Below are 26,062 nucleotides of genomic sequence, written 5' to 3'. Positions count from 1 at the left end.
CTGCCGGGCGATCTCACCCGGATCTTCATCAGGGCGGGCCATCAACGCGGCGCGACGCGGCAACAACCCGCTCGCCACGGATGTTTTCGCGGCGGACACCAGCCGGGACACGGCCACAGCCAGCCACTCCGAGGAGCATGCCGGCCGCCGACCTGGCGATGACGACCCACTCCCCGATCGCCATGACGGCGCCCCTGGCTACGCGGCGACCCGGCCCACCAACTCCCCCGTACGCGAAGGCTGTTCGGCAGCCCCGGCGCCCTCGGTGGTACGACGCCTCGGCCGTCGCACTCCCCCGCCCGCGCTGACCGCCAGCGCGCCGAGCAGGGCGAGGACGGCGGCGGGGGCGACGACCGCCCAGGGGGCGCGTTCGGCGTAGGGCTGGTTCTCGGCGAGCAGCAGGCCCCATTCCGGGGAGGGCGGCTGAGCGCCCAGACCGAGGAAGGCGAGCGAGGCGAGCGCGAGGGCGGTGCCGGGCAGGCGCAGCAGGGCGTGGCGGGTGACGGGCGGCAGGACGGCGGGCAGCAGCTCGTGGCGGAGCAGGTATCGGCGGCCCGCGCCGAGGCCCCGGGTGGCGGTGATGTGCAGGGCGGCGCGTTCCTGCCGCAGCAGCGCGGAGGTGTGCACGGCGAGGGGCGCCCAGGCGACGGCACTCACGGCGAGCGCGGGCGTGGCCGGTCCGCTGCCCGCGACGGCGGTGACGAGGAGTGCGCCGAGCACCGGTGGGACGGCATTGACGGTGTCGACCAGGGGCCCGGACAGACGGGGCAACAGCCCCAGCAGTACGCCGATGAGCAGGGCCACGGCACCGATCGCGAGGGTGAGCAGGAGGGTGTCGAGGGCACCGTGGGCGACCCGGGCGAGCATGTCCCGGCCGAGCGCGTCGGTGCCGAACGGGTGCGTCCAGGACGGAGGTTGGAGTCGCACCCCGGCGTCGAGGGCGAGCGGGTCGCGGGGCAGGCCGAGCGCGATGACGGCGAGCAGCAAGCCACCGTAGGCGAGGACCTGGATCCCGCGGACGGGCGACCGTGGCCGGTGCAGGGACGACAGCGTCCCGTCGCGTTCAGCGGGTCCGATCAGCCATCGGGCCGCGAGTCGGGATGCGGCCGCGGACGCGGCGGCCAGCAGTACGAGGAGAAGGGTTCCGGCCTGCAGGACCGGCAGGTCCTGGGCGAGGGCGGCCTGGAGGGTGGTGCGGCCGAGCCCCGGGATGTCGAAGATCTGCTCCACGGCGACGGATCCGCCGGTCAGCCCGACCACGAACAGCCCGGCGTTGGGCAGCAGTCCGGGCACGCACCGGCGTACGGCCTGGCGGGCGATGGTCCGGCGGCGCAGTCCGCGGGCGGTGGCGGCGAGCGCCCAGGGTTCCGCGAAGGCGCCGGGCAGCAGGTCGTCGAGGAGCCGCCCGAGCACGGCCCCGGCGGGCAGACCGAGGGCGAGCGCCGGCAGTACGGCCCAGCGGGGCCCGTACCAGCCGAGGGCGGGCAGCCAGCCGAGTTGTACGCCGACGACGGTGGCGAGGACCGACGCGGTGAGGAACTCGGGCAGCGCGGCCAGGACCGCGGAACCGCCGCCTCCGGCGCGCCTGCGCCCGCCCTGCCGCGCCAGGGTGGGGGCGCAGACGAGCCCGGCCGTGAGGACCGCGACGGCGAGGGCCACCGCCATCAGCAGCAGGGAGACGCCGAGGGCCTGGAGCACGGCGGGCGTGACCTCGGTGCCGGAGATCCAGGACCGCCCGGCGTCCCCGCGCCACAGTCCGTCGGCCCATCGCCCGAGCAATCGCGACGGTCCGTCGTCCAGGCCGAGTTGCGCCCGGATGTCGGCCAGCACCTGGGGAGTGGCGTCTCGTTCGGCCGAACGCGCCCTGAGCACGGTGCGCGCCGGGTCGGCACGCGAGAGCCAGGGCAGCAGGCCGATACCGCAGACGAGGGCGAGGGCGAGTCCGGCGCGCCACACAAGCGCGGTGATCCTGGGCCGCATACCTCAGCGCCGGGTGCCGGTGCCGACGAGGGTGCGCTCGTACGGGTCGAGGAGCGCCCCGCGGACCGAGCGTCGGGCTTCGTGGCCGCCGCCCGCCCGACGGGCTTGAGCCGCCTGCCCTCGGTCCAGCTGACGGCGGGCCCGTAGATGCCGGTGGGCGAGTGACATGGTGACGACACCTACGGCCGCGGCTCGGATGCTGCGCCTGGCTCCCGGTGCCCCTTCAGGGATTGCACTCACGTCTTAATTTAGGACGTGAGTTAAACCTCGAAGCATGGGCTCGTCAAGGGGTACGACAACCCTTGTGGAACTCCGGCCGCACCTCTTGACGCACCCGTTCGGGTAGTTGAAGCATTCACCGGCAAGAGAGCGCTCCCAGACCCCACGCCGTTCAGATCCTGAACAGGAGAGCCGCCCCATGCCCCTGCCTGACATCGGCCGGAGATCCGTGCTCGTTGCGGCGGCCGCCGCAGCCCCCGTCGCACTCGGCCTGTCCGCCCCCGCCTCCGCAGTCCCCGCCTCCGCGGCCCCCGCCACTTCCGCGCCGCGCGCCGTCAGGAAGCCGCGGCGCCTCCCCGGCGGCGGCGACCTCGGCCCGAACGTCCTCGTCTTCGACCCGTCCACGGCGGGCATCCAGGCCAAACTGGACGAGGTGTTCAAACAGCAGGAGTCGGCCCAGTTCGGCACCGGCCGCTACGCGCTGCTGTTCAAGCCGGGCACGTACCACGGCCTCAACGCCCAACTCGGCTTCTACACCTCGATCATGGGCCTGGGCCTCTCCCCCGACGACACGACCATCAACGGGGACGTCACCGTCGACGCGGGCTGGTTCAACGGCAACGCGACGCAGAACTTCTGGCGTTCGGCGGAGAATCTGGCCCTGGTCCCGGCCAACGGCACCAACCGGTGGGCGGTCGCCCAGGCGGCGCCGTTTCGCCGTATGCACGTTCGCGGTGGCCTCAACCTCTCGCCCACGGGCTACGGTTGGGCGAGCGGCGGCTACATCGCCGACAGCCGCATCGACGGCGAGGTCGGCCCGTACTCGCAGCAGCAGTGGTACACCCGGGACAGCGCGATCGGCAGCTGGCTCAACGGCGTCTGGAACATGGTGTTCTCCGGCGTGGAGGGCGCCCCCGCGCAGAGCTTCCCGAACCCGCCGTACACGACACTCGACACCACCCCGGTCTCCCGGGAGAAGCCCTTCCTCCACGTGACCGGCAGCTCGGATCTCCACGTCTTCCTGCCGGAGAAGCGGACGAACGCCCGCGGCGTCACCTGGGGCAACGGCACCCCGCGCGGCACCTCGCTGCCCCTGTCGCAGTTCTACGTCGCCAAGCCGGGCGTCTCCGCCGCGACCCTCAACCAGGCGCTCGCGCAGGGACTTCACCTGCTTCTGACGCCGGGGATCTACCACCTCGACCAGCCTGTCCAGGTGAACCGCGCCAACACGGTCGTCCTGGGCCTCGGTTACGCAACTCTCGTACCCGACAACGGAGTCACCGCGCTGCGTGTCGCCGATGTCGACGGTGTGCGTCTGGCGGGGTTCCTGGTCGACGCCGGGCGGGTCAACTCCCCCGCCCTGCTGGAGATCGGCCCGCGCGGTGCCACACGCGATCACTCCGCCAACCCGACCACCGTCCAGGACGTGTTCGTCCGCATCGGCGGCGCGGGCGCCGGCAAGGCCACCACCAGCATGGTCGTCAACAGCCGGCACACCATCGTCGACCACACCTGGGTGTGGCGCGCCGACCACGGCGAAGGCGTCGGCTGGGAGACCAACCGGGCGGACTACGGAGTGGTCGTGAACGGCGACGACGTCCTGTGCACCGGCCTGTTCGTGGAGCACTTCAACAAGTACGACGTGCAGTGGAACGGGCAGCGGGGGCGCACGATCTTCTTCCAGAACGAGAAGGCCTACGACGCCCCGAACCAGGCCGCGATCCAGAACGGCTCGGTGAAGGGCTACGCCGCCTACAAGGTCGGCGACGGGGTCACCGCGCACGAGGGCTGGGGCCTGGGCAGTTACTGCTACTACAACGTCGATCCGACGATCGTGCAGCACAGCGGCTTCGCCGCGCCGAACCGGGCCGGGGTGCGCTTCCACGACCTGCTGGTGGTCTCCCTGGGCGGCAACGGCCAGTACGAGCACGTCATCAACGAGACGGGTTCTCCCACCTCGGGGACGTCGACCGTGCCCTCCACGGTGGTGTCGTACCCGTGAGCCGGGGGCGGCCTCTCCCACGTGCGGGAGGGGCCGCCCGGCCGGTCACCGGACCGGTGTCACAGCCGGTGCCGGTGCGTAGCCGGTGGGCCGGACGGTGAAGGTGCCCCGGCCCTGCGTCCGGCTGCGCAACCGGGTTGCGTAGCCGAAGAGTTCGGCCAGCGGCACGGTGGCCGTCACGACGGCCGCGCCGCCGCGCGTGGCCGAGCCCGAGACCCGGCCCCGGCGGGCGGCGAGGTCGCCGAGGACGCCGCCGACGGAGCCCTCGGGGACGGTGACGGTGACCTCCACGACCGGTTCCAGGAGAACCATCGCGCAGCTGCGCAGGGCTTCACGGAGACCGAGTCTGCCTGCCGTGCGGAAGGCGGTGTCCGAGGAGTCCTTCACATGGGTCGCCCCGTCGGTGAGGGTGACGCGCAGCCCGGTCACGGGGTGAGCGCCGAGCGGGCCCTCGGCGAGGGCGTCGCGGCAGCCCGCCTCGACCGCCCGGACGTACTCCTGCGGCACCCGCCCGCCGACGACGGACGAGCGGAACTCGAACCCGTCGTCCAGCGGCTCGACATCGAGGACGACATGCGCGAACTGCCCTGCTCCGCCGTCCTGTTTGACGTGCCGGAAGGCCATCCCGGACACCCCGCGTCCGACCGTCTCGCGGTAACTCACCCTGGGGCGACCGACGTTGACCTCCACCCCGTGGGCGCGACGGAGCTTCTCCGCGGCGACCTCGAGATGCAGTTCACCCATGCCCGACAGCACCGTCTGGCCGGTCTCGGGATCCGACCGCACGACCAGCGAGGGGTCCTCCTCGGTCAGCCGCGCGAGCGCCGAGGCCAGCTTGTCGGCGTCGGTCGACATACGGGCCTCGACCGCCACGGAGACCACCGGCTCGGTGACACCGGGCGGTTCGAGGACGATCGGGGCGCCGGGGGCGCACAGGGTCGAGCCGGCGCGGGCGGACTTCAGCCCGACCACGGCGACGATGTCCCCGGCGACCGCCCGGTCCATGCGGGCGTGACGGTCGGCCTGGACTCGCAGGATCCGCCCGATCCGCTCGGTGCGGCGCGCTCCCGTGTCCCACACGGCGTCTCCCTTCTCAACCGTTCCCGAATACACCCGCAGATACGTCAGCCGCCCGGTCGGGGTGGCGTTCACCTTGAACGCCAGCGCCGCGAAGGGAGCCGCCGAATCGGCCGCCCGCTCCTGCTGAGAACCCTCGAACGTGCCCCGCACGGCGGGCACGTCGATCGGCGAGGGCAGATACGAGACCACGGCGTCGAGCAGCGGCTCGATCCCGCGGTTGCGGTAGGCCGAACCGCTCAGCACCACCACGCCGTCGCCGCTGCGGGTCAGCTCCCGCAGGGCGGCGACCAGGGTCGGCGGGGACAGGACCGACTGGGCACAGAACTCCTCCAGCGCGCCGGTGTGCAGTTCAGCCACTGTCTCCTCCAGCTGCCGCCGACGCCGGCACGCCTCCTCGCGCAACTCCTCGGGCACCGGCCCCTCCACGGCCGTCTCGCTCCCTTCGCCCCAGATCAGCGACCGCATGCGCACGAGGTCGACGACACCGCTGAACCCGTCCTCCGCGCCGATCGGCAACTGCACGACCAGCGGCGCCGGATGGAGTCGTTCCCTGATCGACGCGACGGCCGCGTCGAGGTCGGCGCCCGCCCGGTCCAGCTTGTTGACGAAGGCGATCCTCGGCACGCCGTGCCGGTCGGCCTGCCGCCACACGGACTCGCTCTGCGGCTCGACCCCCGCCACGGCGTCGAACACCGCGACCGCGCCGTCGAGCACCCGCAAGGAGCGCTCCACCTCGTCGGCGAAGTCCACATGCCCAGGAGTGTCGATGAGGTTGATCCGGTGACCGTCCCAGGCGCAGCTCACCGCGGCGGCGAAGATGGTGATTCCACGGTCTCGCTCCTGCGGGTCGAAGTCGGTGACGGTGGTGCCGTCGTGGACCTCGCCGCGCCGGTGCGTGGTGCCGGTGGCGTACAGGATCCGCTCGGTGACGGTCGTCTTTCCGGCGTCGACGTGAGCGAGGATGCCGAGGTTGCGAACGACGGCGAGGGCGTTGAGGTTGGTGCGCACGGCCTGTTGGCCTTTCTGGTGATCTTGGCGATCGGAACAGGTGGCGGCGCGATTCCCGCATGAGGACATGAGAGGCCATGAGAGGTATGAATGGGTGCATACCCATGGCATGACCCATGGCATGACTGCGGCACGACTATGGCTTGCTGGAACGTCAACAGCCCGCCGTACACCAGGTGTTGGCGTACTCAGCCGCTCGTCGCGGGCATCCGGTGCCGGCCGCGCAGCGGGCACCGGGAGAACGAGGACACGAGGATCACCTCGTACTGAGAGCGGGGGACGACGACATCGGTGCGGTACCGCACGGCCGGTCTCCCCTCATCACTCGTCCCGCGCGTCACGTCGACGCACGATGCGTGGTGAGTGTAGGGAATACGAGGGGAGGGGAGCACCGCATTTTCTGCGGGCCCCGGACTCTTCGGGCCCCGGCGCCTCGTGAACTTTGCGGAAACGGTCGGAACTTATCCGCCGGGCCAATAGTTTCTACGTTGCTGTAGATACCGATGAGGCATCGGGCCGCCGACCGGGCGGACCGAGCCCCGACCTGAACGTCTGGAGTTCTCATGGCCCTGTGGGACCGCATCAGGGAATCCGCGTCGACGATGCAGACCCAGCTCGTGGCGAAGAAGAACGACCTGAAGAGCGGCGCCTTCCGCGACGCCAGCATGGCGATGTGCGCCCTGGTCGCCGCGGCCGACGGCACCATCGACCCGGCCGAGCGTCAGCGCGTCGCCCAGCTCATCGCCACCAACGAGGTCCTGCAGAACTTCCCCGCCGACGACCTGCGCCGCCGCTTCGAGGAGAACCTGAACAAGCTGACGACCGACTTCGCCTTCGGCAAGGTCAGCGTGCTGCAGGAGATCGCCAAGGCGAAGAAGAAGCCTGCCGAGGCCCGTGCCGTCGTCCAGATCGGCATCGTGATCGGCGGAGCCGACGGCGACTTCGACAAGACGGAGCAGGCCGTCGTACGGGAGGCGTGCTTCACCCTCGACCTGCCGCCGCACGAATTCGACCTCTGACCGGTTCGGCGGCGCCCCCGGCTGTCTAGCGCCCCGACAAGCAACGTTCGCTCCGTCGCGACGCCCGGCACGCTCCCCCACTGCCTCAAGGGCGTGGGAGGTGCCCCCACTCGCCGCACCTGGCACAGACCCAAGTACGTCCAGTACAAGGGCCCGCACCCGGCACTCCCCCAGCCTCCGGCCGGGGGACCCCCAGAGCACGCACCGGACGCCGCTCCTTTACGGGCAAACGTTGCCTGACGGGCACTAGCACGGGGGCGCCGCCTTGAGGATCAGGAACAGGCACGGTCGCGCCTACCTCGGGGTCGGCGGTGTTCCTGCCCCTGATCACGACTCCCGGCCTTCCTCGCGCGGGTCACCGTCACTGGCTCCGGACTCCTGAAGGAGCTTGCGCAGCAGTTCCTCGTCCTGGGGCGGCAGAGAGGAGACGAAGCTGGCCAGCACCGCCTCCCGGTCGGCCTCACCGTCCAGCACCCTGCGCATGCGGTGCGCGGCCAGGCCCGCCTCGTCCGCCGCGGCCATCCACACGAAGGAGCGGCCCACCCGCCGCCGGGTCACCACGCCCTTGGCCTGGAGCCGGGTCAGGATGGTGATGACGGTGGTGTAGGCGAGCGTGCCGCCGAGGCGCTCACGCACCCAGCCCGCCGGCACCGGCACCGTCGCGGCCCGCAGGGTGGACAGCACCTGGGCGGCCTCCAGCTGCTCCTGCCCTCGCCGGCGAGCAGGCACGTCCGCCTCCGGGCCGCCACTCCTGCCCCTCTTCCCCACGCCACCTCCCGGTAGTGCACCGCACCGGTCGGCGCCCGCTCCATCGTAGTGAGAGGGGGGTTTACGTCTCACAGAACCGGTGAGGCGCGTGGGATGTCCCACCCCCAGACCACAGCCATGACCCAGGCAGGACACCCACCCGGAAGCGAGGTTTCCGCGCGAGGTGCGCAACAAGGGCGGGCGACACAGCGCGACGCCTATTTCGACAACGCGAAATACCTGGCGATCGTGCTTGTGGCGATGGGCCACTCGTGGGAGCCGCTGCGGGACGGCAGCCGGACCGTCACCGCGCTCTACAACCTCGTCTACGCCTTCCACATGCCGGCGTTCATCGTCATCTCCGGGTATTTCTCCCGTGGGTTCGACGCGAGCCCGGCGAAGATCAGACGGCTCGTGACCGGCGTCGCCGTCCCATACGTCGTCTTCGAGGCGGCGTACACCTTTTTCACCCGCTGGACCGACGGTGTCCCGGACCGGCCGGTCTCCGTCCTGGACCCCCTGTATCTGACGTGGTTCCTGATCGCGCTGTTCATCTGGCGGCTGACGACGCCGATCTGGCAGAACGCGCGGTGGCCACTACCGATCGCGCTCGTCGTCGCGATGCTGGCGACCGTCTCCCCGTCCATCGGCAACGACCTCGATCTGCAGCGTGTGCTGCAGTTCCTGCCCTACTTCGTGCTCGGCCTGTGCCTGCGGCCGGAGCACTTCCGGCTGGTGCGCCGCTGGCGGGTGCGCGTGCTGGCCGTGCCGGTGTTCGCCGGTGCGCTCGCCGTGTCGTACTGGGCGGCCCCCCGGATGACCGGCGCCTGGTTCTTCCACCGCGACAGCGCCCTGGAGTTGGGCGCGCCCGCCTGGTACGGGCCGGTGATGACGCTTGCCGTCTTCGGCTGCTCGATGCTCCTGGTCGCCTGCTTCCTCGCCTGGGTGCCGGGGCGCCGCATGTGGTTCACCGCACTGGGCGCGGGCACCCTGTACGGCTACCTACTGCACGGTTTCGTCGCCCAGGGGTCGAAGTTCTGGGGCTGGTACACCCCTGGCTGGATCCACGGGCCGCTCGGTGAGATCACCGTCACACTCAGCGCCGGTGCCATCGTGACCGTGCTGTGCACACCGCCCGTCCGGCGGATCTTCCGCTTCGCCGTGGAGCCGAGATTGGGGTGGGCGTTTCGACAGGGCACACGCGGTGCGCCGCAGCAGGCCCGCGAGCCGGGAACTCGGTCCGGGTCACAAGCGTTGTCCTGATACCCACCGAGCAACAGGAGCCACCACGTTGCCCGCCAGACCGACGGGCCCTGCGAGGCACGGCTCCCGGCACTCCCGGCACACCGAGCCTGATCGCGGCACCCGGCAAGGTCGCCCCTCCCGATCGACCCGCCCGTGAGTACCCTCAGCGCCCTCCCCTGCGCCGGCCGGCCGTGTTCGTCCTGACCCGTGGGTACCGGCGCTTCGTCACCCAGGAGTTCGCCTACCGCCTCCGCCGGCCTCCTCGCCCTGGCCCTGGCCCACGAGGCCCGCGGGCAGGCGGGCTGCCATGAGATGCCACGGCCCTCGGCCAGCTCTCAGGATGGAACTGTCAACTGTTGCGGCGTGTCCACTGCGCGGCCCGGACCGTTCCCTCCTGAATGTCCTGCCGGGGCAGTTGGAGGTCGAAAGCGTCCTCCAGAGCGTGGAAGTACAGCTCGAACTCGCTGGTGAGTTCGGGGTGGTCCAATTCGGCACGGCGTAGGGCCTGGTTGAGGAAGTCGAGCTGACCGCCTCGGAAGTAGGGGGCGCGGCCTCGGTCGTACCAGATCAGCTCCAGGACGCCCCAGTCATCGTCGACACGGTGGCCGTCGCGCATGTAGTCGAAGGTGTAGATGGCCTTCGCGGAGGTGGCGTTCAGGTGCACCGCCTCGGTGACACCGAGGCGGGCGAGAGCCTCAAGGTCGGGCCCGAAGCCGGGGGTCTCGTGGTACATCAGGAACGCCCAGTCGCCGGCCTGCCCGTAGCAGCAGGTTTCCCAGACGATGTCCCAGTAGTCGAAGGTCCCGCCATCCATGCTGCGCAGATCCGCAAGACGGGTCCCGGCGGCGATCTGTGCGGGGTCGGCTCCGTGGAGCAGGGCGATCTGTTCGGCGTTGATGCTCTCGCCGCGGAAGAAGGCGAGGTGGGTGTAGGGGTCCTGCTCGCGCCAGCTGCCAGCGATCCAGGCGAGGCGCTCCAGCGGGTCGCGCCCGCACGCAGCGGAGGGCTGCGTACCGTCCATGCCGCCGTTGCGGAATCGGCTGCCCCAGGCGAGGTTGATCCGGTCCAGCAGCTCGGCCTGCCCGGAGACGAGATTGGCCACCGGGCCGCAACCCGGGGACCGGCCCGCGATGTGCTCGGCGAGCCTGCGGACCGCGTCCTCGGCTGCGAAGTACAGCACCTGATCCAGGTCCCGAGTGACGAAGACCTCCCGATAGGGACCGATGTGGCCGCGCACCGTGCCGTCGTCGTCCAGGACCAGGAAGAGTCGACCGTGCGACTCGCCCACGTGCTGCTCGTACTGGTCGGGTGAGGTGCCGATGGGCGGGAGCATCGCGTCGTCGAGAACGTCAGAGCCAGCGGACACCTGGTGCCAGGCCCGCTTGAGTGTGTACGCCGATATCTGCATGGGCGTCAGTATGCGACCGGACACTGACATGGTCGGCTGATCTGCGACGACTCGACTGGATGGCAAAGATCAGCGCCGAGTGGGTTCGGTGTCAACGCCTCGATTGGATGTCAGGGCGACCTGCTTCGTTGTTGTAGGGTCTCGGCTCCCGTTGCACATGGCGGCGCTCTGAGCTGGGCTGTCGCACGCGTGGACTCTCGTTCGGCCGGATTGAGTCTCAGCCTGGCTGCCTTTCCTCGGCGGCGCCCCGCCTGCGCAGGTCGGACCGGTCGGCGCACATCGGGCCGCCGACCCGCGGCCGGACATGCAAAAGACCCCTGATCAACAGGGGTCTCAGCTGGTAACTGCTACTGGTGTCCGAGGGGGGACTTGAACCCCCACGCCCGATAAAGGGCACTAGCACCTCAAGCTAGCGCGTCTGCCATTCCGCCACCCGGACAAGGTGTCTGCCGCCTGGACTGAGGTGTTCCCCGCGGCGACATGGACAACAATACCAAGGTTTCGTACTGCCCTTCACCTGCATATCCGGGCCGCGGAGCCCGGCCCCGGACGGCCCTGACGGGGCACGAGGGGACGTCACCGGAGGTGATCGGTCCACTACGGCGGCGTACCGGACCGCCGGTCGTTTCGAGACACGTTCGGCCGCCGGCAACATCTGCAGGGCCCGCGGGAGCGTGGCCGCTGTTTCCTCGTCCAGCGACGCGAGGAAACGGCGCTCGGCGGCCCGGCGCGCCTTCTCCGCCTGACGCAAGGACTCCTCGTCGGCGGGCGTCAGCTCGACGACGTTCTTGTGCAGGTCCTGCGGGCTGCGCCGTCGCCGCACCAGGATTCGGTCCTCCGGAGCGTTCTGCCGGTCGCGGGACCTGAGGACGGACAGATAGAGGGCGGAAGGCAGGACCCCGCTCAGCGCGCCTTGCCGCGCAGACGGAGCGCCTTCGGCCCGGGCTGCTCGTGAGGAGCAACCGGATCCGTCCACCGGCCGCGCTGGGCAAGATCGGGTCCACGGAGGACGTGATCTCGGCCGGCCGGCCGGCGGTGGGGCTCGGAGTCGGGGCTCGCATCAGCCGCCGGGCGCCGGCGGAATTCCCGGTGCGTCGCGCCGTACCGAATCCGCCGCACCCCTGTCCGCGGGCGTGGCACGCTGGTTGGCCCCTGGGGCCATTTGAGGTCATCCGAGGTCGTCGCCGGGTGGCGTCCTCGGGACGAGGAGACCGGGGAGGCCACCCGGCCGTCCGCCACGGCCTGGGTACACCCGGGACGCCACCCGGCTTTCGTCACGGCATGAGGTGGCAGTCCGGGAAGTTCCCGGCAGCCGCTCCGCCGACAGGACCCGCGTCACCGCGCGCACGAGAAGCCCCCGCCGACGAACGCGCCGCGCCAGGACGCTCCGAAGCCGCCGAACAGTTCGTCGCGGTCGCCGCGGGAGCTGGGCTTGCCGTGGCCGACCTTGAAAGCGCGGATCTGTGGGGGCAGTCGGTCGAAGATCGCCCTGTGGTTGGCGCCGGTGCAGTACGGCCAGCCAGTTGCCGGTCCAGGAGCATCAGTTGCCGAACGCCGCGTCGAAGGAGGCCGACGGCGGCTCGAAATCGTACGCCTTCAGGCGGGTGAGGGCTTCGGGTGCGCCCTGGAGCCGGTCCATGCCGGCGTCCTCCCACTCCACGGAGACGGGGCCCTGGTAGTCGATGGACCGCAGCATCCGGAAGACGTCCTCCCAGGGGACGTCACCGTGTCCCGCGGACACGAAGTCCCAGCCCCGGCGCGGGTCGCCCCACGGCAGGTGGGAGCCGAGGCGGCCGTTGCGGCCGTCGAGGCGCTTGCGGGCCTCCTTGCAGTCCACGTGGTAGATCCGGTCGCGGAAGTCCCACAGGAAGCCGACCGGGTCGAGGTCCTGCCACACGAAGTGCGAGGGGTCGAAGTTCAGGCCGAAGGCGGGGCGGCCGCCAACTGCCTGCAGTGCACGGTGAGTTGTCCAGTAGTCGTAGGCGATCTCGCTCGGGTGGACCTCGTGCGCGAACCGCACGCCCTCCTGGTCGAAGACGTCCAGGATCGGGTTCCAGCGTTCGGCGAAGTCCTCGTAGCCGCGCTCGATCATCGCCTGGGGCGCGGGCGGGAACATGGCGACCAGGTGCCAGATGGCGGAGCCGGTGAAGCCGACGACGGTGTCGACACCGAAGTCGGCCGCGGCCCGCGCGGTGTCCTTCATGCGCTCTGCCGCCCGTCGCCGGACTCCTTCCGGGTCTCCGTCGCCCCACACCTCGCCCGGCAGGATGGCCTGATGGCGTTCGTCGATGATCGCGTCGCACACGGCCTGGCCGGTCAGGTGGTTGGAGACGGCCCAGCACTTGAGGCCGTACTTGTCGAGCAGTTGCTTCCTGGAGTCGATGTAGGCAGGGTCCGCGAGCGCCTTGTCGACCTCGAAGTGGTCTCCCCAGCAGGCGAGTTCGAGGCCGTCGTAGCCGAATTCGCGGGCCAGGCGGCAGACTTCTTCGAGTGGCAGGTCGGCCCACTGGCCGGTGAAGAGTGTGAACTGACGCGGCATTCTCCTGAACCCTCCTCAGGCGGTTATGAGCGTGTACACGGAGTTCTTCTCGGCGCTCTCCTCCACGGCGGCCAGCACGCGCTGCACCTGCAGCCCGTCTGCGAAGGAGGGTTCCGGTTGCCGGCCCTCGGCGATCGCGTGGACCAGGTCGCGGGCCTGGTGGACGAAGCTGTGCTCGTAGCCGAGGCCGTGCCCCGGCGGCCACCAGGCGTCCAGGTAGGGGTGGTCGGGTTCGGTGGCGAGGATGCGGCGGAAGCCGGCGTGCGTGCCGGGTTCCGTACCGTCGTAGTACGACAGTTCGTTGAGGCGCTCCAAATCGAAGGCCAACGAGCCGTGTTCGCCGTTGAGTTCGATGCACAATGCGTTCTTGCGGCCGGTCGCGTAGCGCGTCGCCTCGAAGGAGGCCAGGGCGCCGGAGGTGAAGCGGCCGGTGAACAGGGCGGCGTCGTCGACGGTGACGGGTCCGGCGCCGGCGGACGAGACGGCGGACAGGCCGCTGGTGGCGCCGACGGGCAGGGGGCGTTCCCGTACGAAGGTCTCCGTCAGGGCGGAGACCCCGGCCAGCGTCTCTCCCGCCAGGTACTGCGCGAGGTCGACGATGTGTGCGCCCAGATCGCCGAGCGAGCCCGAGCCGGCCAGCTCCTTGCGCAGTCGCCAGGTGAGCGGGAACTGCGGGTCCACGAGCCAGTCCTGAAGGTATGTCACCCTCACGTGCCGCAGGGTGCCGAGCTTGCCCTCGGCGATCATCTTCCGGGCCAGCGCAGTGGCGGGCAGGCGGCGGTAGTTGAAGCCGACCATGGCCAACCGGCCCCGCCGCCAGGCAGCTTCGGCCGCCTCTGTCATCGCCGCGGCCTCTTCGACGGTGTTGGCCAGAGGCTTCTCGCACAGTACGTGTTTGCCGGCGGCGAGCGCGGCGAGGGCGATCTCCGCATGGCTGTCGCCGGGGGTGCAGATGTCGACGAGGTCGACGTCGTCCCGTTCGATCAGGGCCCGCCAGTCGGTCTCGGTCGCCGCCCACCCGTGCCGGGCGGCGGCCCGGCGCACGGCGCCCTCGTCACGTCCGCAGATCGCGGCCAGGACCGGGCGGAGCGGCAGATCGAAGGCGCGGGCCGCGGTGCGCCAGCCCTGGGAGTGGGCGGCGCCCATGAAGGCGTAGCCGACCATGCCGACGCGCAGTGGCGGCTCCCCGCCCTCCGATCCGTCCGGCTGCTGGGGCTGTCCCATACGGATATCCTCCTGGTCCTGGTCGTGATGGCGCTGTATGTGAGGGGCGCGGGGCGGGATCTGTCAGCGCTAGCCCGTCGCATGTACTGGTCGACGTTGTCCTTGTCGACGACGGCCGAGTAGAGGGTCAGCGATCCGGGGATCTCGAACTCGGCGAGACCGCTGATCCCCTTGCTCTGGCCGAGCGCCCGGGCGAGGTCGGTCGCGGAGGCCGTGGTTCTGGTGCCATGAGGTTCCCCCTGGCGGGCGTGCGGGCCGGTTTCAGGGCAGGGTGAGGCAGTGCGCCGTACTGATGTGATCCGTGCTGAGGTGGTGCCTACGCGGGTGAGAACAGGTGGTCGCTGATGAGCCGGGCCGCGCCGATGACGCCGGAGGTCGGCCCCAACTCGCCCAGCACGATGGGCAGGTCGCCCGTCGCGAGGGGCAGCGACTTACGGTAGACCTGGGTGCGGATCGCGGCGAGCAGGGTGTGGCCGAGGCCGGTCACACCGCCGCCGATCACCACCAGGCCCGGGTTGAAGAAGGAGACCAGTCCGGCGATGACCTGGCCGGTGCGGTTGCCGCCCTCGCGGATCAGGTCGAGCGCGGTGAGGTCGCCCGCGGCGGCTGCGGCGGCGACATCGACGGCGGTCAGGATGCCGCTCGCCGCCAGGCGCGAGGCGAGTGCCTCGGACAGCCCCTGCTGGGCCGCCTCCACGGCGTCCCGGGCGAGGGCGGCCCCGCTGAAGTGGGCTTCAAGGCAGCCCCGGTTGCCACAGGCGCACGGACGTCCGTCGGGCACAGCCTGGATGTGCCCGATGTCGCCCGCGCTGCCGGTCACCCCGCGGTGGACCTCACCGCCGACGACGATCCCGCAGCCGATACCGGTGCCGATCTTGACGTAGAGGAAGTCGCCCACGGAGCGGGCGACGCCCGCGTGCATCTCCCCCATCGCCATCAGGTTCACGTCGTTGTCGACCATGACCGGGCAGCCGAGTTCCTGGCTGAGCGCCTCCCCTACGGGGAAGCCGTCCCAGCCCGGCATGATCGGCGGAGCCACCGGCACGCCCTCGGGGAAGCGGACCGGTCCCGGTACGCCGATGCCGGCGCCGTCGTAACCCTCCGCGAGCGCGGATGCCCTCAACTTCGCTTCCATGGACAGGACTTGTTCGAAGACGGCGGTCGGGCCCTCGCCTACGTCCATGGGCTGGTTGAGGTGTCCGAGGACCTCCAGTTCGGCGTTGGTGACGGCGACGTCGACCGAGGTCGCCCCGATGTCCACGCCGAGGAAGCGCAGTTGCGGATTGAGCCGGACGTTGTGGGAGCGGCGGCCGCCGCGCGAAGCGGCGAGGCCGTCGGCCACGACCAGGCCCGTCTCCAGCAGCCGGTCCACCTCCACGGCCAGCTTGGACCGGGACAGGTCGACCTGATCGCCCAGCTGCGCACGGGAGTTGGGTCCCTCGTCGCGCAACAGCTTGAGCAGCTTGGCCTGATGAGCGTTCGCGGGTCGTGCCGTCATGCGTCTCACGAGCCCCTCCTCGCCTCAATCGGCCACCTGTGTCCGGGCTTTCGAGGCGAACGTAGCAGCGAACCGCGCATCTGAGAAGAATGCGTGCACGGATGACCTTCGCCTTCCTCCACTGACAGGACAAAGGAATCCGGCGTGTCTTCGACAACCCCGGAGTGGTCTTCGGTCTCGGCGTCCTGGCCGTCGTCCTCGTCCACACCGCGCTCCACACCCGCAGCCACGGCCAAGACTCCGTCTGGTACGGCGTCCCGAACGCGCCGGCCGCCCTCTCCGTCACGGCGACCTGCTCGGCGGGCTCACGGCGGACGGCCTCTGGCTGCTCGCGCTGATCCTCCCGTTCGTGACGCCCTTCATCGCCGAGCACGGGCCGGGCAGGGCAGGGCAGGGCAGACTGCGGTCGGCCTCCGTCATGCGCCTCCAGCCGGGCAGTCTGGACCCGGCGCACTTCGTGGAGCGCCATGGGCTGCTGCTGATCGTCGCGTTCGGCGAGTCCGTCATCGCGATCGGCACCGGCGTCGGCCAACTGCCGCTCATGCCCGGCCTGTTCGGCGGGCGTTCCTCTCGCCGGCGCTCGCGGGCGCCCTGTGGTGGACGTACTTCTTGCGCGACGAGGAGGGCGCCGAGGCGGTGTTCCGTGCGCGCCGGAGCCGAATCGCCGGCGTCTGGCGATGAACGCGTTCATGCAGCAGCGCGAAGGAATCTCAGTCCGTCGCCCGGTCGTGATACGACCGCCGTGTGTGCTCCGTGTGCTCGCGCATCAGCTGTGTGGCCCGCTGCTCGTCCCGGTCCATGATCGCCGCGATCAGCGCGCGGTGTTCGCTCCATGACTGCCGGCCGCGCTGCCGGGCGACCGGCGTGTAGTACCAGCGGACCCGGCGGTCCACCTGCGCGGCGAGTCCGGCGAGGACCGCGTTGCCGGCCAGTTCCATGATCTTCGCGTGGAAGCGGGCGTTCATGCCGACCGCGACGTCCACGTCGTCGGCGGCGACGGCCTTCTCGCCCTCGGCGCACAGCTCTTCGAGCACCGTGATGCCGGCGCTGTCCGCGTTGGCGGCGGCGAGCCGGGCGGCCTCGGCCTCCAGGAGCGCACGGACCGTGAGGAGCTGGTCGGCCTCCTGATCCGTCGGCTCGTGCACGAACGCGCCCTGAGCGGGCCGCAGATCGACCCATCCCTCGGTGTTCAGCCGCTGCAGCGCCTCCCGCACCGGCTGACGCGAGACGCCCAGGTGGCCCGCGAGTTCGCTCTCGACGAGGTGCTGGCCGGGCTGGAGGGCGCGGGTGGTGATGAGTTCGAGCAGTGCCTCGTAGACGCGGTCGCGCAGCGGGCCGGGCCGTTCGAGCTTGGGTACCGCGCCCTGTGGCAGTCCTGGCGACAGCATCGGTCGGTCCCCTCCTGGGCAGCGCGCAGCAACTGCAGCCGGAAAGCCGGTGACGAACTGTCTTTCGTCTACAGTCTACGGCGCACAGTGACCAGTGGTTCGGCGGGTCTCGTGCGTCACACCGGGGTGTACGCGCAGGTCACGGGCAGCGGACGACCTGTCCGGCGTACGACAGGTTCCCTCCGAAGCCGAACAGCAGGACCGGGTCACCGGTGGTGATCGCACCCTGTTCGACGAGCTTGGAGAACGCGAGCGGAATGCTCGCCGCCGAGGTGTTGCCGGACTCGGTGACGTCCCGCGCCACGACGGCGTTCACGGCGCCGATCTTCTCGGCGAGGGGCTCGATGATGCGCAGGTTGGCCTGGTGCAGCACGACCCCGGCGAGGTCGGCCGGCTCCAGCCCGGCGCGCTCGCAGGCCTTGCGGGCGATCGGCGGCAGCTGGGTGGTCGCCCACCGGTAGACGCTCTGCCCCTCCTGGGCGAACCGCGGGGGCGTGCCCTCGATCCGCACGGCGTGCCCCATCTCGGGCACCGAGCCCCACAGCACGGGCCCGATGCCCGACTCGTCCGAAGCCTCGACCACGGCGGCCCCCGCCCCGTCGCCGACGAGCACACAGGTCGTACGGTCGGTCCAGTCCGTCACCTCGGACATCTTGTCGGCGCCGACGACCAGGGCCCGGGTGGATCCGCCCGCACGGACCGCGTGATCGGCCGTCGCCAGCGCATGCGTGAACCCCGCACAAACGACGTTGAGGTCCATCGCGGCGGGCGAGGGGATGCCGAGCCGGGCGGCGACGCGGGCCGCCATGTTGGGCGAGCGGTCGACGGCGGTGGAGGTGGCGACCAGGACGAGGTCGATGTCGGCGGGCGCGAGGCCCGCCGCCGCGAGGGCCTTGGCGGCGGCGTGGGCGGCCAGCTCGTCGACCGGCTCGTCGGGCCCGGCGATGTGGCGTGTGCGGATTCCCACCCGGGACGTGATCCACTCGTCACTGGTGTCGACCAGGCCCGCCAGGTCCGCGTTGGTGAGCACCTTCGCGGGCTGGTAGTGGCCGACGGCGGCGATGCGCGAGCCGTTCATTGAGTGGTCCCCCTACTTGCCTTGGGTTGCGGGATCCACCAGTCTGATCAGTGACTCGCGGGTACGACGGCAGCTAAGGCGACAGGAAACGGGCGCCCGCGTTGTCGGCTTCTGTCAGACGATCGGACGCCCGGACACCTCCCGAACGGTGACCCGGTGTACGAGGACCGTCACCCGGTGAACAGCTGGGTCGCCTTCTGTACGAGTTCGTAGAGCCCGTAGGCGAGCGGTGCCCCCACCCACAGCCAGGCGAAGGCGATCAGCGGGCGCCGGTCAGGCGGACTCTGGCTGCTGTCGTTCGACATCGGCGGTCTCCTTCCTCGGGGCGGGGATGTGGTGGCGGGTGTGGACGGGGCGGACGAGTTCGTTGGCGACGAAGCCGACGACGAGCAGCCCGATCATGATGACGAAGGACAGCGTGTACAGGGCGGAGCCGTGCCTGCCCGCGCCCTCCTGCCGGTCGGCGATCCAGTTGACGATCAGTGGGCCGAGGACGCCTGCCGTGGACCACGCGGTGAGCAGCCGCCCGTGGATCGCGCCGACCTGGTAGGTGCCGAAGAGGTCCTTGAGGTAGGCGGGGACGGTCGCGAAACCGCCGCCGTAGAAGGAGAGGATCACCAGCGCGCACAGGACGAACAGCGGCTTGGACGAGTCGCCGAACAGTGCGATCAGCGCGTACATCACCGCGCCGACGCCCAGGTAGACGCGGTAGATGTTCTTGCGGCCGATCAGGTCGGAGGTCGACGACCAGCCGATGCGGCCTGCCATGTTGGCGGCGGACAGCAGGGCGACGAAGCCGGCGGCGGCCGAGACCGAGACCGGAGTCGAGGTGTCCTTGAAGAAGTCCGTGATCATCGGGGCGGCCTTCTCCAGGATGCCGATGCCGGCGGTCACGTTCATGCAGAGCACGACCCACAGACACCAGAACTGCGGGGTGCGCACGGCGCTGTTGGCGGAGACCTGCGGGCCCTGGACGGCGCTCGGTGCGTTCTCGGTGCCCTTGCGTTCTTCGGCGCGCGGGACCCGCACCAGCAGCACGCCCAGCGACATGAAGACGGCGTAGGCGAGCCCGTGCACGAGGAACGCGAGCGCGATCCCCGAGTGGTCGGAGCCGAACGACTCAAGCATCCGGGCGGACCAGGGAGAGGCGATGAGCGCGCCGCCACCGAAGCCCATGATGGCGATGCCGGTGGCCATGCCGGGCCGGTCAGGGAACCACTTGATCAGCGCGGACACGGGTGAGATGTAGCCGATGCCGAGGCCGATGCCGCCGACGAACCCGTAGCCGAGGACGATCAGCCAGTACTGCTCGGTGGCCGCGCCGAGGGCGGAGATCAGGAAGCCGGACGAGAAGCAGATCAGTGCGACGGTCATCGCCCAGCGCGGCCCGTTGCGCTCGACCAGAGTTCCGCCGAACGCGGCGGACAGGCCGAGCATGACGATGGCGAGCTGGAAGGGCAGCGCGCTCTGGGTGCCGCTGAGGCCCAGGGCCGACTCCAGAGGCGGCTTGAACACGCTCCAGGCATAGGCCTGGCCGATGGAAAGATGCACGGAGAGTGCGGCGGGGGGAACGAGCCAGCGGCTCCAGCCGGCCGGCGCGACAGGGGGACTCATGATCCCGAACGCTATGCAGCACCAAGGGAATTGAGAAGGCGCAGCGTCGGCCGTATGCGATGAACGGCATCCGGGACGCGCCGAACGGTCGGGCCGACCGGCTTTCCGAGCAGACGGAGACGACGACGGCATGCGCGTACTGCGCGGTGGGCTGCAACCTCACGCTCCACGTGCAGGACAATGAGACCGTGAGGGTCACCTCGCCGCACGACAACCCGGTGGCCCAGGGCAACGTCTGCATCAAGGACCGCTTCGGCTACCAGCACGTACAGAACCGGGACTGAGACATATGGGACGAGTCACGGAACGACGCAAGGTGATCCGCATCCGGGACGGGGCCGTCTCCACCCGCCCCGACACGCTTGTCGCCGAGGAGCCGCTGGAGATCAGGCTGAACGGCAAGCCCCTCGCCATCACCATGCGCACTCCGGGCGACGACTTCGCGCTGGCCGCGGGTTTCCTGGTCAGCGAGGGCGTACTCGCCGAGCAGGGCGATCTGCAGAACATCGTGTACTGCGCGGGCGCCACGGTCGACGGGTCGAACACGTACAACGTGGTGGACGTGCGGACCGCGCCGGGAGTCGCGATCCCCGACATCACGCTGGAGCGGAACGTCTACACCACCTCGTCCTGCGGCCTGTGCGGCAAGGCGAGCCTGGACGCGGTGCGTACGACGGCGCGCTGGCCGATCGCCGACACTCCCCCGGTCCGCGTCGAACCCGAGCTGCTGGCGAGCCTCCCCGACCGGCTCCGCGCGGCCCAGCGGGTCTTCGACCGGACCGGGGGTCTGCACGCCGCGGCCCTGTTCACCGAGGACGGCGAGCTGCTCGACATACGGGAGGACGTGGGCCGGCACAACGCGGTCGACAAGCTGGTGGGCCGCGCTCTGCAGAACGGCGACCTGCCGCTGTCCCGCACGATCCTCCTGGTCTCGGGCCGGGCCTCCTTCGAGCTGGCGCAGAAGGCGGTCATGGCCGGGATCCCGCTCCTGGCGGCGGTCTCGGCGCCCTCGTCGCTGGCCGTGGACCTGGCCGCCGAGACCGGGCTGACCCTGGTGGGCTTCCTGCGGGGCAGCTCCATGAACGTGTACGCGGGCGAGGACCGCATCGCTCTGCGGACCGCGGCCGCCCAGGGGTGACCGGCTCTCCGTGACTCGGCGGCGGGGCCCCGGCCGGCGGGGAGCGCCCCCTGCGCCGCAGGGGCTCGGCGAGCCGGCCGACGCCGCCGAGGCGTACCTCTACCGGATGGGCGGCGGCTACAGCACCGGCTCGGTCGTCACGGTGAACGGCGGCGGGACACTGGTCTGAGGCAGGCGCGTCCGGACCGCGCGGCGAGCCCGGCCCGTCGGGGCCACCGGGCCCGAGGGTCAGGACGGGCCGGAGGGCGCCCCGGTCCGTCCGGGCCGCCCGGTGATCCCGGTCCCGCGGGGCCCGGCGGAGCCGCCGGTCCCGAGGGCCACTCAGGCACCGACGGCACCCAGGGTTCCCAGGGCGTCCAGGGCCCGAGGTGGAGCCCGGCCCCAAGGACGACCCCGGCCCCCCGCATGTCCCAACGGCTACAGCCTCCAGGTTCCCGCCACCGACCCGGACGCCCCGGTCTGCCGCAACGCGGGCGCGGGCGCACTTGCGTCGGCTCCCGCCCCCGCGGCCGTACTTCCGGTCCTGCCGGCACTGCGCCGCCGCGATCGCGTCGAGTAGCTGCACGCTTCTTGTGAGGCTGCGGACACCCCAACTAGCCTCTGTGACGTGCACGTTGGACGTTGGATGTCCTGATGTCCAGACACCGAAGGGCAGGTTCGCACCATGCCGTCAAGTCTTCGCGCACGTCTGAGAACCGTCGTCACGGCGTTCGCCGCCGCGGCGGCGCTGGCCGCGCTGCCGAATCCGGCACACGCCCAACCCCCCACCCCGGCCCCCGGCTTCGAGCAGCAGGTCCTCTTCAAGGCCTCCCAGGACCCCGGTTACGCCTGCTTCCGCATCCCGGCGGTGGTGAGGACCACCCGGGGCACGCTGCTGGCGTTCGCCGAGGGGCGGGTCCTCAACTGCGGGGATGCCGCTGACATAGACATCGTCGTCAAGCGCTCCACGGACGGCGGCCGCACCTGGAGCCCGCTGCAGGTCGTCAGCCGCGGAGGCGGCGACACCCACGGCAATCCCGCGCCGGTCGTGGACCGTGACACCGGCCGCATCCTGCTGGCCGAGACGTACAACACGGGCCGTACGGACGGCGCGAGTTGCACGGTGCCCTGCGACCGCACCCCGCACCTGCAGTACAGCGACGACGACGGGCTCACCTGGTCCCGGCCCCGTGACCTGAGCTCCGAGATCCTGCCCGCGAACTGGAACTCCTGGTACGCCACCGGACCCGTGCACGGCATCCAGCTCACCCGCGGCAGGCACGCCGGCCGGCTGGTCTTCGGGGTCAACACCGAGACCTGGGACGGCGAGCGAAGCGAGGTGGGGGTCCCCCCGGCCGGAGGCTGGGGGAGGGTCTCCGCCAACCACGCGGCGCTGATCGTCAGCGACGACGACGGCGGCCACTGGCGGATCGGCGCCACGGACTCGTGGCCGATCGCCGACGACGGCACCTTCCGGCAGAAGCCCTCCGAGGTCACGGTCACCGAGCGCACCGACGGCTCGATCCTGATCAGCGGACGCGAACAGGACGGCACCGACCTCGGGCACCGCACCCAGACGGTCAGCCGCGACGGCGGCGACAGCTTCGCCGCCCCCTTCCGCGGCCTGCCGGACCTCTACGCACCCCAGGTCCAGGGCGCGACGCTCCGCCTGGGCAACCGCATCCTGCTGTCCTGCCCCGGCGACCCCGACCGCCGCCGGACCATGATGATCCGCTCCTCCTACGACGGCGGACGCACCTGGGACAGCGTGGACCGCGGCACCGTCGTCACCGTCGACTGGTCGGGCTACTCCGACCTGGTGCGCGTCGACCACGACACGGTGGGGCTGATGTACGAGGGCGGTGCCGTCGACGCGCGCGACGAGATCCGTTTCGCCCGATTCACCGAGGACTGGCTGCAGCCGCGCCGCGGTCCCGATCCGACCACCGTGGACCGCGCCCCGCGAGCCGAGCCGGCGGCCGTGCTCGGCGGCGCCCGCAGGACGGACGGCGTGTTCGGCGGAGCGCTGGAGTTCGACGGTGCCGACGACGCCGTACGCCTGCCGTACAGCGACGAACTCCCGCTCGGCACCAAGGACTTCACGGCTTCGCTGTGGTTCCGGTACACGGCCACCGGCGGTGAGCAGCCGCTGCTGTGGATGGGCGGGATCGGCACCACTCAGCCCCAGGTCTGGCTGCGCGGCGAGCCCGCGAGCGGGCGCATCCAGGGCCTGATCACCGTGCGCGACGGCGCGGCGGCCCCGCGGTCGGTGTCCGTCCGCACGAGCGGCGCCCACAACGACGGCGAGTGGCACCACCTGACGTTGCGGCGCGGCGGGGGCCGGTTGACGATCGCCGTCGACGGGGTGCCGTCGAGCGCCGCGGACGTACCGGGGTCGGTCAGCCGCAACTCGCCGTTCGGCGTGCACATCGGGCAGCGCATGGACAGCCGGGCCTTCTTCACCGGCGCGATCGACGACGTCCATGTGTGGGACCGGGCGCTGAGCGACGAGGAACTCGCCGGCCGTGACACGTCCAGGCGGGACACCGTCCTGTGGCTGCCCATGGACCATGTGAGCGGCAGCCACTAACGTCCCGTGGGTGCCCGACGACGTACGAGCACGACATCGGACGGGAACCGGCCTCGGCCTGCTGCTGGCCCTGGTTCTCGGGGCCGTGCTGCTCACCGCCCTCCCGGACGACGGTGAACGGGAGGGCGGCTGCACCCCGCACACGGTCGCCGCGTGGTCGGCCGACGACCGCCTCAGCGGCGAGTTCTCCCGCTACGGCGACGACGCCGCCCGCAGCGACGACTGGACGGGCGGGGACGGCACCCACTCCGTGCGGCTGCCGGACGGGCGGCTGCTGTGGCTGTTCTCCGACACCTATCTCGGCCAGGTGCACGGGCCGCCCGACCCGGTCGGCGAGTCGTCCGCCTGGCGGGACACGACGGCCCCCCTTGTGCGCAACTCGGCCGTGGTGATGGACGGCAGGGGCCGGCTGAAGCGCACGCTTCCCGCCCCGCTCTTCCCCGACCCCGCCCCGGACCAGTGGCGTTGGCCCGTGGCGGCCCGGGTCGAGCCCCGCTCCCCCGGCTCCTCGGAGCAGGTCGTCCGGGTGGTCCTGTGGGTGCGGGCCGCCGGGCAGCCGCCGTGGATCTACGGGGTGCCCACCGCCACCGAGGTCGCCACCCTCTCGCTGCCCGGTCTGCGGGTCGAGTCGGTCGTGCAGGTGCTCGACCAGAGCCTGGTCCCCGATCCCTCCCGGCGGGTCCTGTTCGGCACCACGCTGGTCGCGAAGGGCGACTGGACGTACGTGTTCGGCGGTGACGACGGACAGGCCGCGTCCCGGCCGGCCTCGTCGGCGTATGTGGCGCGAGTGCCACGGGGGCGGCTCGGGGAGCCCGCCGCCTGGCGGTACTGGAACGGTTCCGCGTGGGCGGCCGGTGCGCGCCCGCGCGCGGTGCTCGGCGACGGACGCCGCACCGGCGTGGGCAGCGCCTTCTCGGTGGTGCGGGAGGGCGGTACATATGTGCTGTTCACGATGGCCGCGGGCACCGCGGGGCTGACCACGGTGACCTCGTACTGGTCGTGCTCCCCCACCGGGCCGTGGCACGGCCCGGCAAGGGACTTCAGCCCCTCACTGCCGCATGCGGGAGTCGCCGCGTACAACCCGCAGGTGCATCCCGAACTGAGCGGCGAAGGGCGTCTGGTGCTGAGCTACGACGTCAACTGGCTGGAGACGAACGGCGCTTCGGCGGGCATCAACGCGAACGTGACCCTGTACCGGCCGCGCTTCGTGACGGTGCGGCTGGCGCGGACCCGATGACCTCCGCGCCTTCCACACCGGGATCGTGCGAGCGGCGCTTGGCGATCACCGCGCACACCATCAGCTGCATCTGGTGGAAGAGCATCAGCGGCAGCACGGCCAGCGAGGCGTGCGCGCCGAACAGGACGCTCGCCATGGGCAGTCCGGAGGCGAGGGACTTCTTGGAGCCGGCGAACTGGATGGCGATCCGGTCCTCCCGGTTGAACCGCAGGGCCCTGGCGCCGTACCAGGTCAGGGCGAGCATCACGGCGAGCAGCACGGCCTCGACGACCAGCAGACCGCCCAGCCTGACGGGGCTCACCTGGTGCCAGATGCCCTGGACCATGCCCTCGCTGAACGCCGTGTAGACGACGAGGAGTATCGAGCCGCGGTCGACCAGGCCGAGGACCTTCTTGTGCCGGGCGACGAACCCCCCGATCCAGCGGCGCAGCACCTGGCCGGCCAGGAACGGCACCAGTAGTTGCAGCACGATCTGGACGAGTGAGCCGGCGGAGAACCCGCCGGCGCTGCTGCCGAGCACGGCGGCGGCCAGGAGCGGGGTGATGACGATGCCGACCAGAGAGGAGAAGGAGCCCGCGCAGATCGCGGCGGGCACGTTTCCGCGCGCCATGGACGTGAAGGCGATCGAGGACTGGATGGTCGACGGGACAAGCGTGAGGAAGAGCAGGCCCTGGTAGAGCGGGTGGGTCAGCAGAAGCGGGACGAGACCTCGGGCGGCCAGGCCCAGCAGCGGGAAGATCACGAACGTACAGGCCAGAACGGTGACGTGCAGCCGCCAGTGCTTGAGCCCGTCCATCGCCTCACGGGTGGACAGCCGTGCGCCGTACAGGAAGAAGAGGAAGGCGATCGCTGCCGTGGAGGCGCCGGAGGCCACGTCGGCCGCGGCCCCGCGCGCCGGGAGCAGGGCCGCCAGACCCACCGTTCCGAGCAGCAGCAGGATGTACGGGTCGACCGGCATCCAAGCCGGCCATTGCAGGCGCTTCACGGTGCTCCACTTGCTGATCGCCGGTCGTGTCCGAGGCCCGCGGGGCCCTGCTCATCGTCCTCCCCCGCCGGCTGATCGGGAATC

The 26,062-nt window shown here is 71.1% G+C and carries 22 protein-coding genes, 1 tRNA gene and 3 pseudogenes; 10 read left to right on the top strand and 16 right to left on the bottom strand.

What is annotated here, in order from left to right:
- Positions 1-198 precede the first annotated feature (198 nt).
- Together OOK07_RS36475 and OOK07_RS36470 are read right to left on the bottom strand one after the other, a co-directional pair.
- Positions 199-1,980 (bottom strand): ABC transporter permease subunit, encoded by a 1,782-nt coding sequence (locus OOK07_RS36475; protein ID WP_266800760.1) that lies wholly within the window; start codon positions 1,978-1,980, stop codon positions 199-201.
- 3 nt (positions 1,981-1,983) lie between these two features.
- On the bottom strand, positions 1,984-2,148 hold the full coding sequence (locus OOK07_RS36470) for a hypothetical protein (RefSeq protein ID WP_266686395.1): 165 nt from the start codon (positions 2,146-2,148) through the stop codon (positions 1,984-1,986).
- Positions 2,149-2,398: 250 nt separating this feature from the next.
- On the opposite strand from OOK07_RS36470, the gene OOK07_RS36465 reads away from it, so the two are divergent.
- Positions 2,399-4,201, top strand: coding sequence for a pectate lyase-like domain-containing protein (locus OOK07_RS36465; RefSeq protein ID WP_266800759.1), 1,803 nt, complete (start codon positions 2,399-2,401; stop codon positions 4,199-4,201).
- A 45-nt stretch (positions 4,202-4,246) separates the two neighbouring features.
- Here the strand turns inward: OOK07_RS36465 and fusA are convergent, their stop codons facing one another.
- The gene (gene fusA / locus OOK07_RS36460; RefSeq protein ID WP_266800758.1) at positions 4,247-6,289 is read right to left on the bottom strand and encodes an elongation factor G; all 2,043 of its coding nucleotides are present in this window, start codon (positions 6,287-6,289) and stop codon (positions 4,247-4,249) included.
- A gap of 563 nt (positions 6,290-6,852) precedes the next feature.
- Here fusA and OOK07_RS36455 point away from each other — a divergent pair.
- Complete coding sequence (locus OOK07_RS36455; RefSeq protein ID WP_266686392.1) at positions 6,853-7,308, top strand: tellurite resistance TerB family protein; 456 nt, start codon at positions 6,853-6,855, stop codon at positions 7,306-7,308.
- 327 nt (positions 7,309-7,635) lie between these two features.
- On the opposite strand, the gene OOK07_RS36450 is transcribed toward OOK07_RS36455, so the two are convergent.
- Positions 7,636-8,037: a BlaI/MecI/CopY family transcriptional regulator gene (locus tag OOK07_RS36450; protein WP_266800757.1), complete on the bottom strand. Its 402-nt coding sequence runs from the start codon at positions 8,035-8,037 to the stop codon at positions 7,636-7,638.
- Between the two features lie 156 nt (positions 8,038-8,193).
- Here OOK07_RS36450 and OOK07_RS36445 point away from each other — a divergent pair, with 156 nt between their 5' ends.
- A complete protein-coding gene (locus tag OOK07_RS36445) occupies positions 8,194-9,318 on the top strand; it encodes an acyltransferase family protein (RefSeq protein WP_266800756.1) in 1,125 nt (374 codons plus the stop codon).
- 331 nt (positions 9,319-9,649) lie between these two features.
- On the opposite strand, the gene OOK07_RS36440 is transcribed toward OOK07_RS36445, so the two are convergent.
- From OOK07_RS36440 to OOK07_RS36405, 7 genes and pseudogenes are all read right to left on the bottom strand, one after another.
- Positions 9,650-10,708: a hypothetical protein gene (locus tag OOK07_RS36440; RefSeq protein WP_266800755.1), complete on the bottom strand. Its 1,059-nt coding sequence runs from the start codon at positions 10,706-10,708 to the stop codon at positions 9,650-9,652.
- A 351-nt stretch (positions 10,709-11,059) separates the two neighbouring features.
- Positions 11,060-11,147 (bottom strand) — tRNA-Leu (locus OOK07_RS36435).
- 835 nt (positions 11,148-11,982) lie between these two features.
- Positions 11,983-12,199: pseudogene (locus OOK07_RS36425) on the bottom strand (aldehyde dehydrogenase family protein); the annotation flags it as partial.
- A 49-nt stretch (positions 12,200-12,248) separates the two neighbouring features.
- Entirely contained in the window at positions 12,249-13,247 is a 999-nt protein-coding gene (locus OOK07_RS36420) for a sugar phosphate isomerase/epimerase family protein (RefSeq protein WP_266800754.1), read from the bottom strand.
- Positions 13,248-13,262: 15 nt separating this feature from the next.
- Positions 13,263-14,471, bottom strand: coding sequence for a Gfo/Idh/MocA family protein (locus OOK07_RS36415; protein ID WP_266800753.1), 1,209 nt, complete (start codon positions 14,469-14,471; stop codon positions 13,263-13,265).
- 80 nt (positions 14,472-14,551) lie between these two features.
- A pseudogene (locus tag OOK07_RS36410) lies at positions 14,552-14,683 on the bottom strand (sugar ABC transporter substrate-binding protein); the annotation flags it as partial.
- Between the two features lie 104 nt (positions 14,684-14,787).
- Positions 14,788-15,969, bottom strand: a complete 1,182-nt coding sequence (locus OOK07_RS36405) for an ROK family transcriptional regulator (RefSeq protein WP_266802169.1) — start codon at positions 15,967-15,969, stop codon at positions 14,788-14,790.
- A gap of 164 nt (positions 15,970-16,133) precedes the next feature.
- Here OOK07_RS36405 and OOK07_RS36400 point away from each other — a divergent pair, with 164 nt between their 5' ends.
- Positions 16,134-16,307 (top strand): hypothetical protein, encoded by a 174-nt coding sequence (locus OOK07_RS36400; RefSeq protein WP_266800752.1) that lies wholly within the window; start codon positions 16,134-16,136, stop codon positions 16,305-16,307.
- A gap of 11 nt (positions 16,308-16,318) precedes the next feature.
- Complete coding sequence (locus OOK07_RS43525) at positions 16,319-16,771, top strand: low temperature requirement protein A (protein WP_353963545.1); 453 nt, start codon at positions 16,319-16,321, stop codon at positions 16,769-16,771.
- On the opposite strand, the gene OOK07_RS36395 is transcribed toward OOK07_RS43525, so the two are convergent.
- The 4 genes from OOK07_RS36395 to OOK07_RS36380 form a co-directional block, all read right to left on the bottom strand.
- Entirely contained in the window at positions 16,680-17,357 is a 678-nt protein-coding gene (locus OOK07_RS36395; RefSeq protein WP_266800751.1) for a GntR family transcriptional regulator, read from the bottom strand. The two genes, OOK07_RS43525 and OOK07_RS36395, sit on opposite strands and share 92 nt — an antisense overlap.
- Before the next feature lie 139 nt (positions 17,358-17,496).
- Positions 17,497-18,435 (bottom strand): beta-ketoacyl-ACP synthase III, encoded by a 939-nt coding sequence (locus OOK07_RS36390; RefSeq protein WP_266686382.1) that lies wholly within the window; start codon positions 18,433-18,435, stop codon positions 17,497-17,499.
- A 170-nt stretch (positions 18,436-18,605) separates the two neighbouring features.
- Positions 18,606-18,740, bottom strand: coding sequence for an MFS transporter small subunit (locus OOK07_RS36385; protein WP_266525301.1), 135 nt, complete (start codon positions 18,738-18,740; stop codon positions 18,606-18,608).
- A complete protein-coding gene (locus OOK07_RS36380; protein WP_266800750.1) occupies positions 18,709-20,049 on the bottom strand; it encodes an OFA family MFS transporter in 1,341 nt (446 codons plus the stop codon). Before OOK07_RS36380 ends, OOK07_RS36385 begins: the two co-directional genes overlap by 32 nt.
- Positions 20,050-20,153: 104 nt before the next feature.
- Between OOK07_RS36380 and OOK07_RS36375 the strand changes: the two are divergent.
- From OOK07_RS36375 to OOK07_RS36355, 5 genes and pseudogenes are all read left to right on the top strand, one after another.
- Positions 20,154-20,333: pseudogene (locus OOK07_RS36375) on the top strand (2Fe-2S iron-sulfur cluster-binding protein); the annotation flags it as partial.
- A 5-nt stretch (positions 20,334-20,338) separates the two neighbouring features.
- Positions 20,339-21,187, top strand: a complete 849-nt coding sequence (gene fdhD / locus OOK07_RS36370; RefSeq protein ID WP_266686380.1) for a formate dehydrogenase accessory sulfurtransferase FdhD — start codon at positions 20,339-20,341, stop codon at positions 21,185-21,187.
- A gap of 10 nt (positions 21,188-21,197) precedes the next feature.
- Positions 21,198-21,356: a hypothetical protein gene (locus tag OOK07_RS36365; protein ID WP_266686379.1), complete on the top strand. Its 159-nt coding sequence runs from the start codon at positions 21,198-21,200 to the stop codon at positions 21,354-21,356.
- Between the two features lie 495 nt (positions 21,357-21,851).
- Positions 21,852-23,756: a sialidase family protein gene (locus OOK07_RS36360; RefSeq protein WP_266686378.1), complete on the top strand. Its 1,905-nt coding sequence runs from the start codon at positions 21,852-21,854 to the stop codon at positions 23,754-23,756.
- Positions 23,757-23,766: 10 nt separating this feature from the next.
- On the top strand, positions 23,767-24,993 hold the full coding sequence (locus OOK07_RS36355; RefSeq protein ID WP_266800748.1) for a DUF5005 domain-containing protein: 1,227 nt from the start codon (positions 23,767-23,769) through the stop codon (positions 24,991-24,993).
- Here OOK07_RS36355 and OOK07_RS36350 read toward each other — a convergent pair.
- Complete coding sequence (locus tag OOK07_RS36350; protein ID WP_266802167.1) at positions 24,929-25,951, bottom strand: bile acid:sodium symporter family protein; 1,023 nt, start codon at positions 25,949-25,951, stop codon at positions 24,929-24,931. The two genes, OOK07_RS36355 and OOK07_RS36350, sit on opposite strands and share 65 nt — an antisense overlap.
- Between the last annotated feature and the right edge of the window lie 111 nt (positions 25,952-26,062).

Origin of the sequence: Streptomyces sp. NBC_00078, from assembly GCF_026343335.1 — a bacterium.
Taxonomy (GTDB): domain Bacteria; phylum Actinomycetota; class Actinomycetes; order Streptomycetales; family Streptomycetaceae; genus Streptomyces.
The sequence above is the reverse complement of the archived record's forward strand: the minus strand, read 5'-3'. Positions and strand labels throughout refer to the sequence as shown.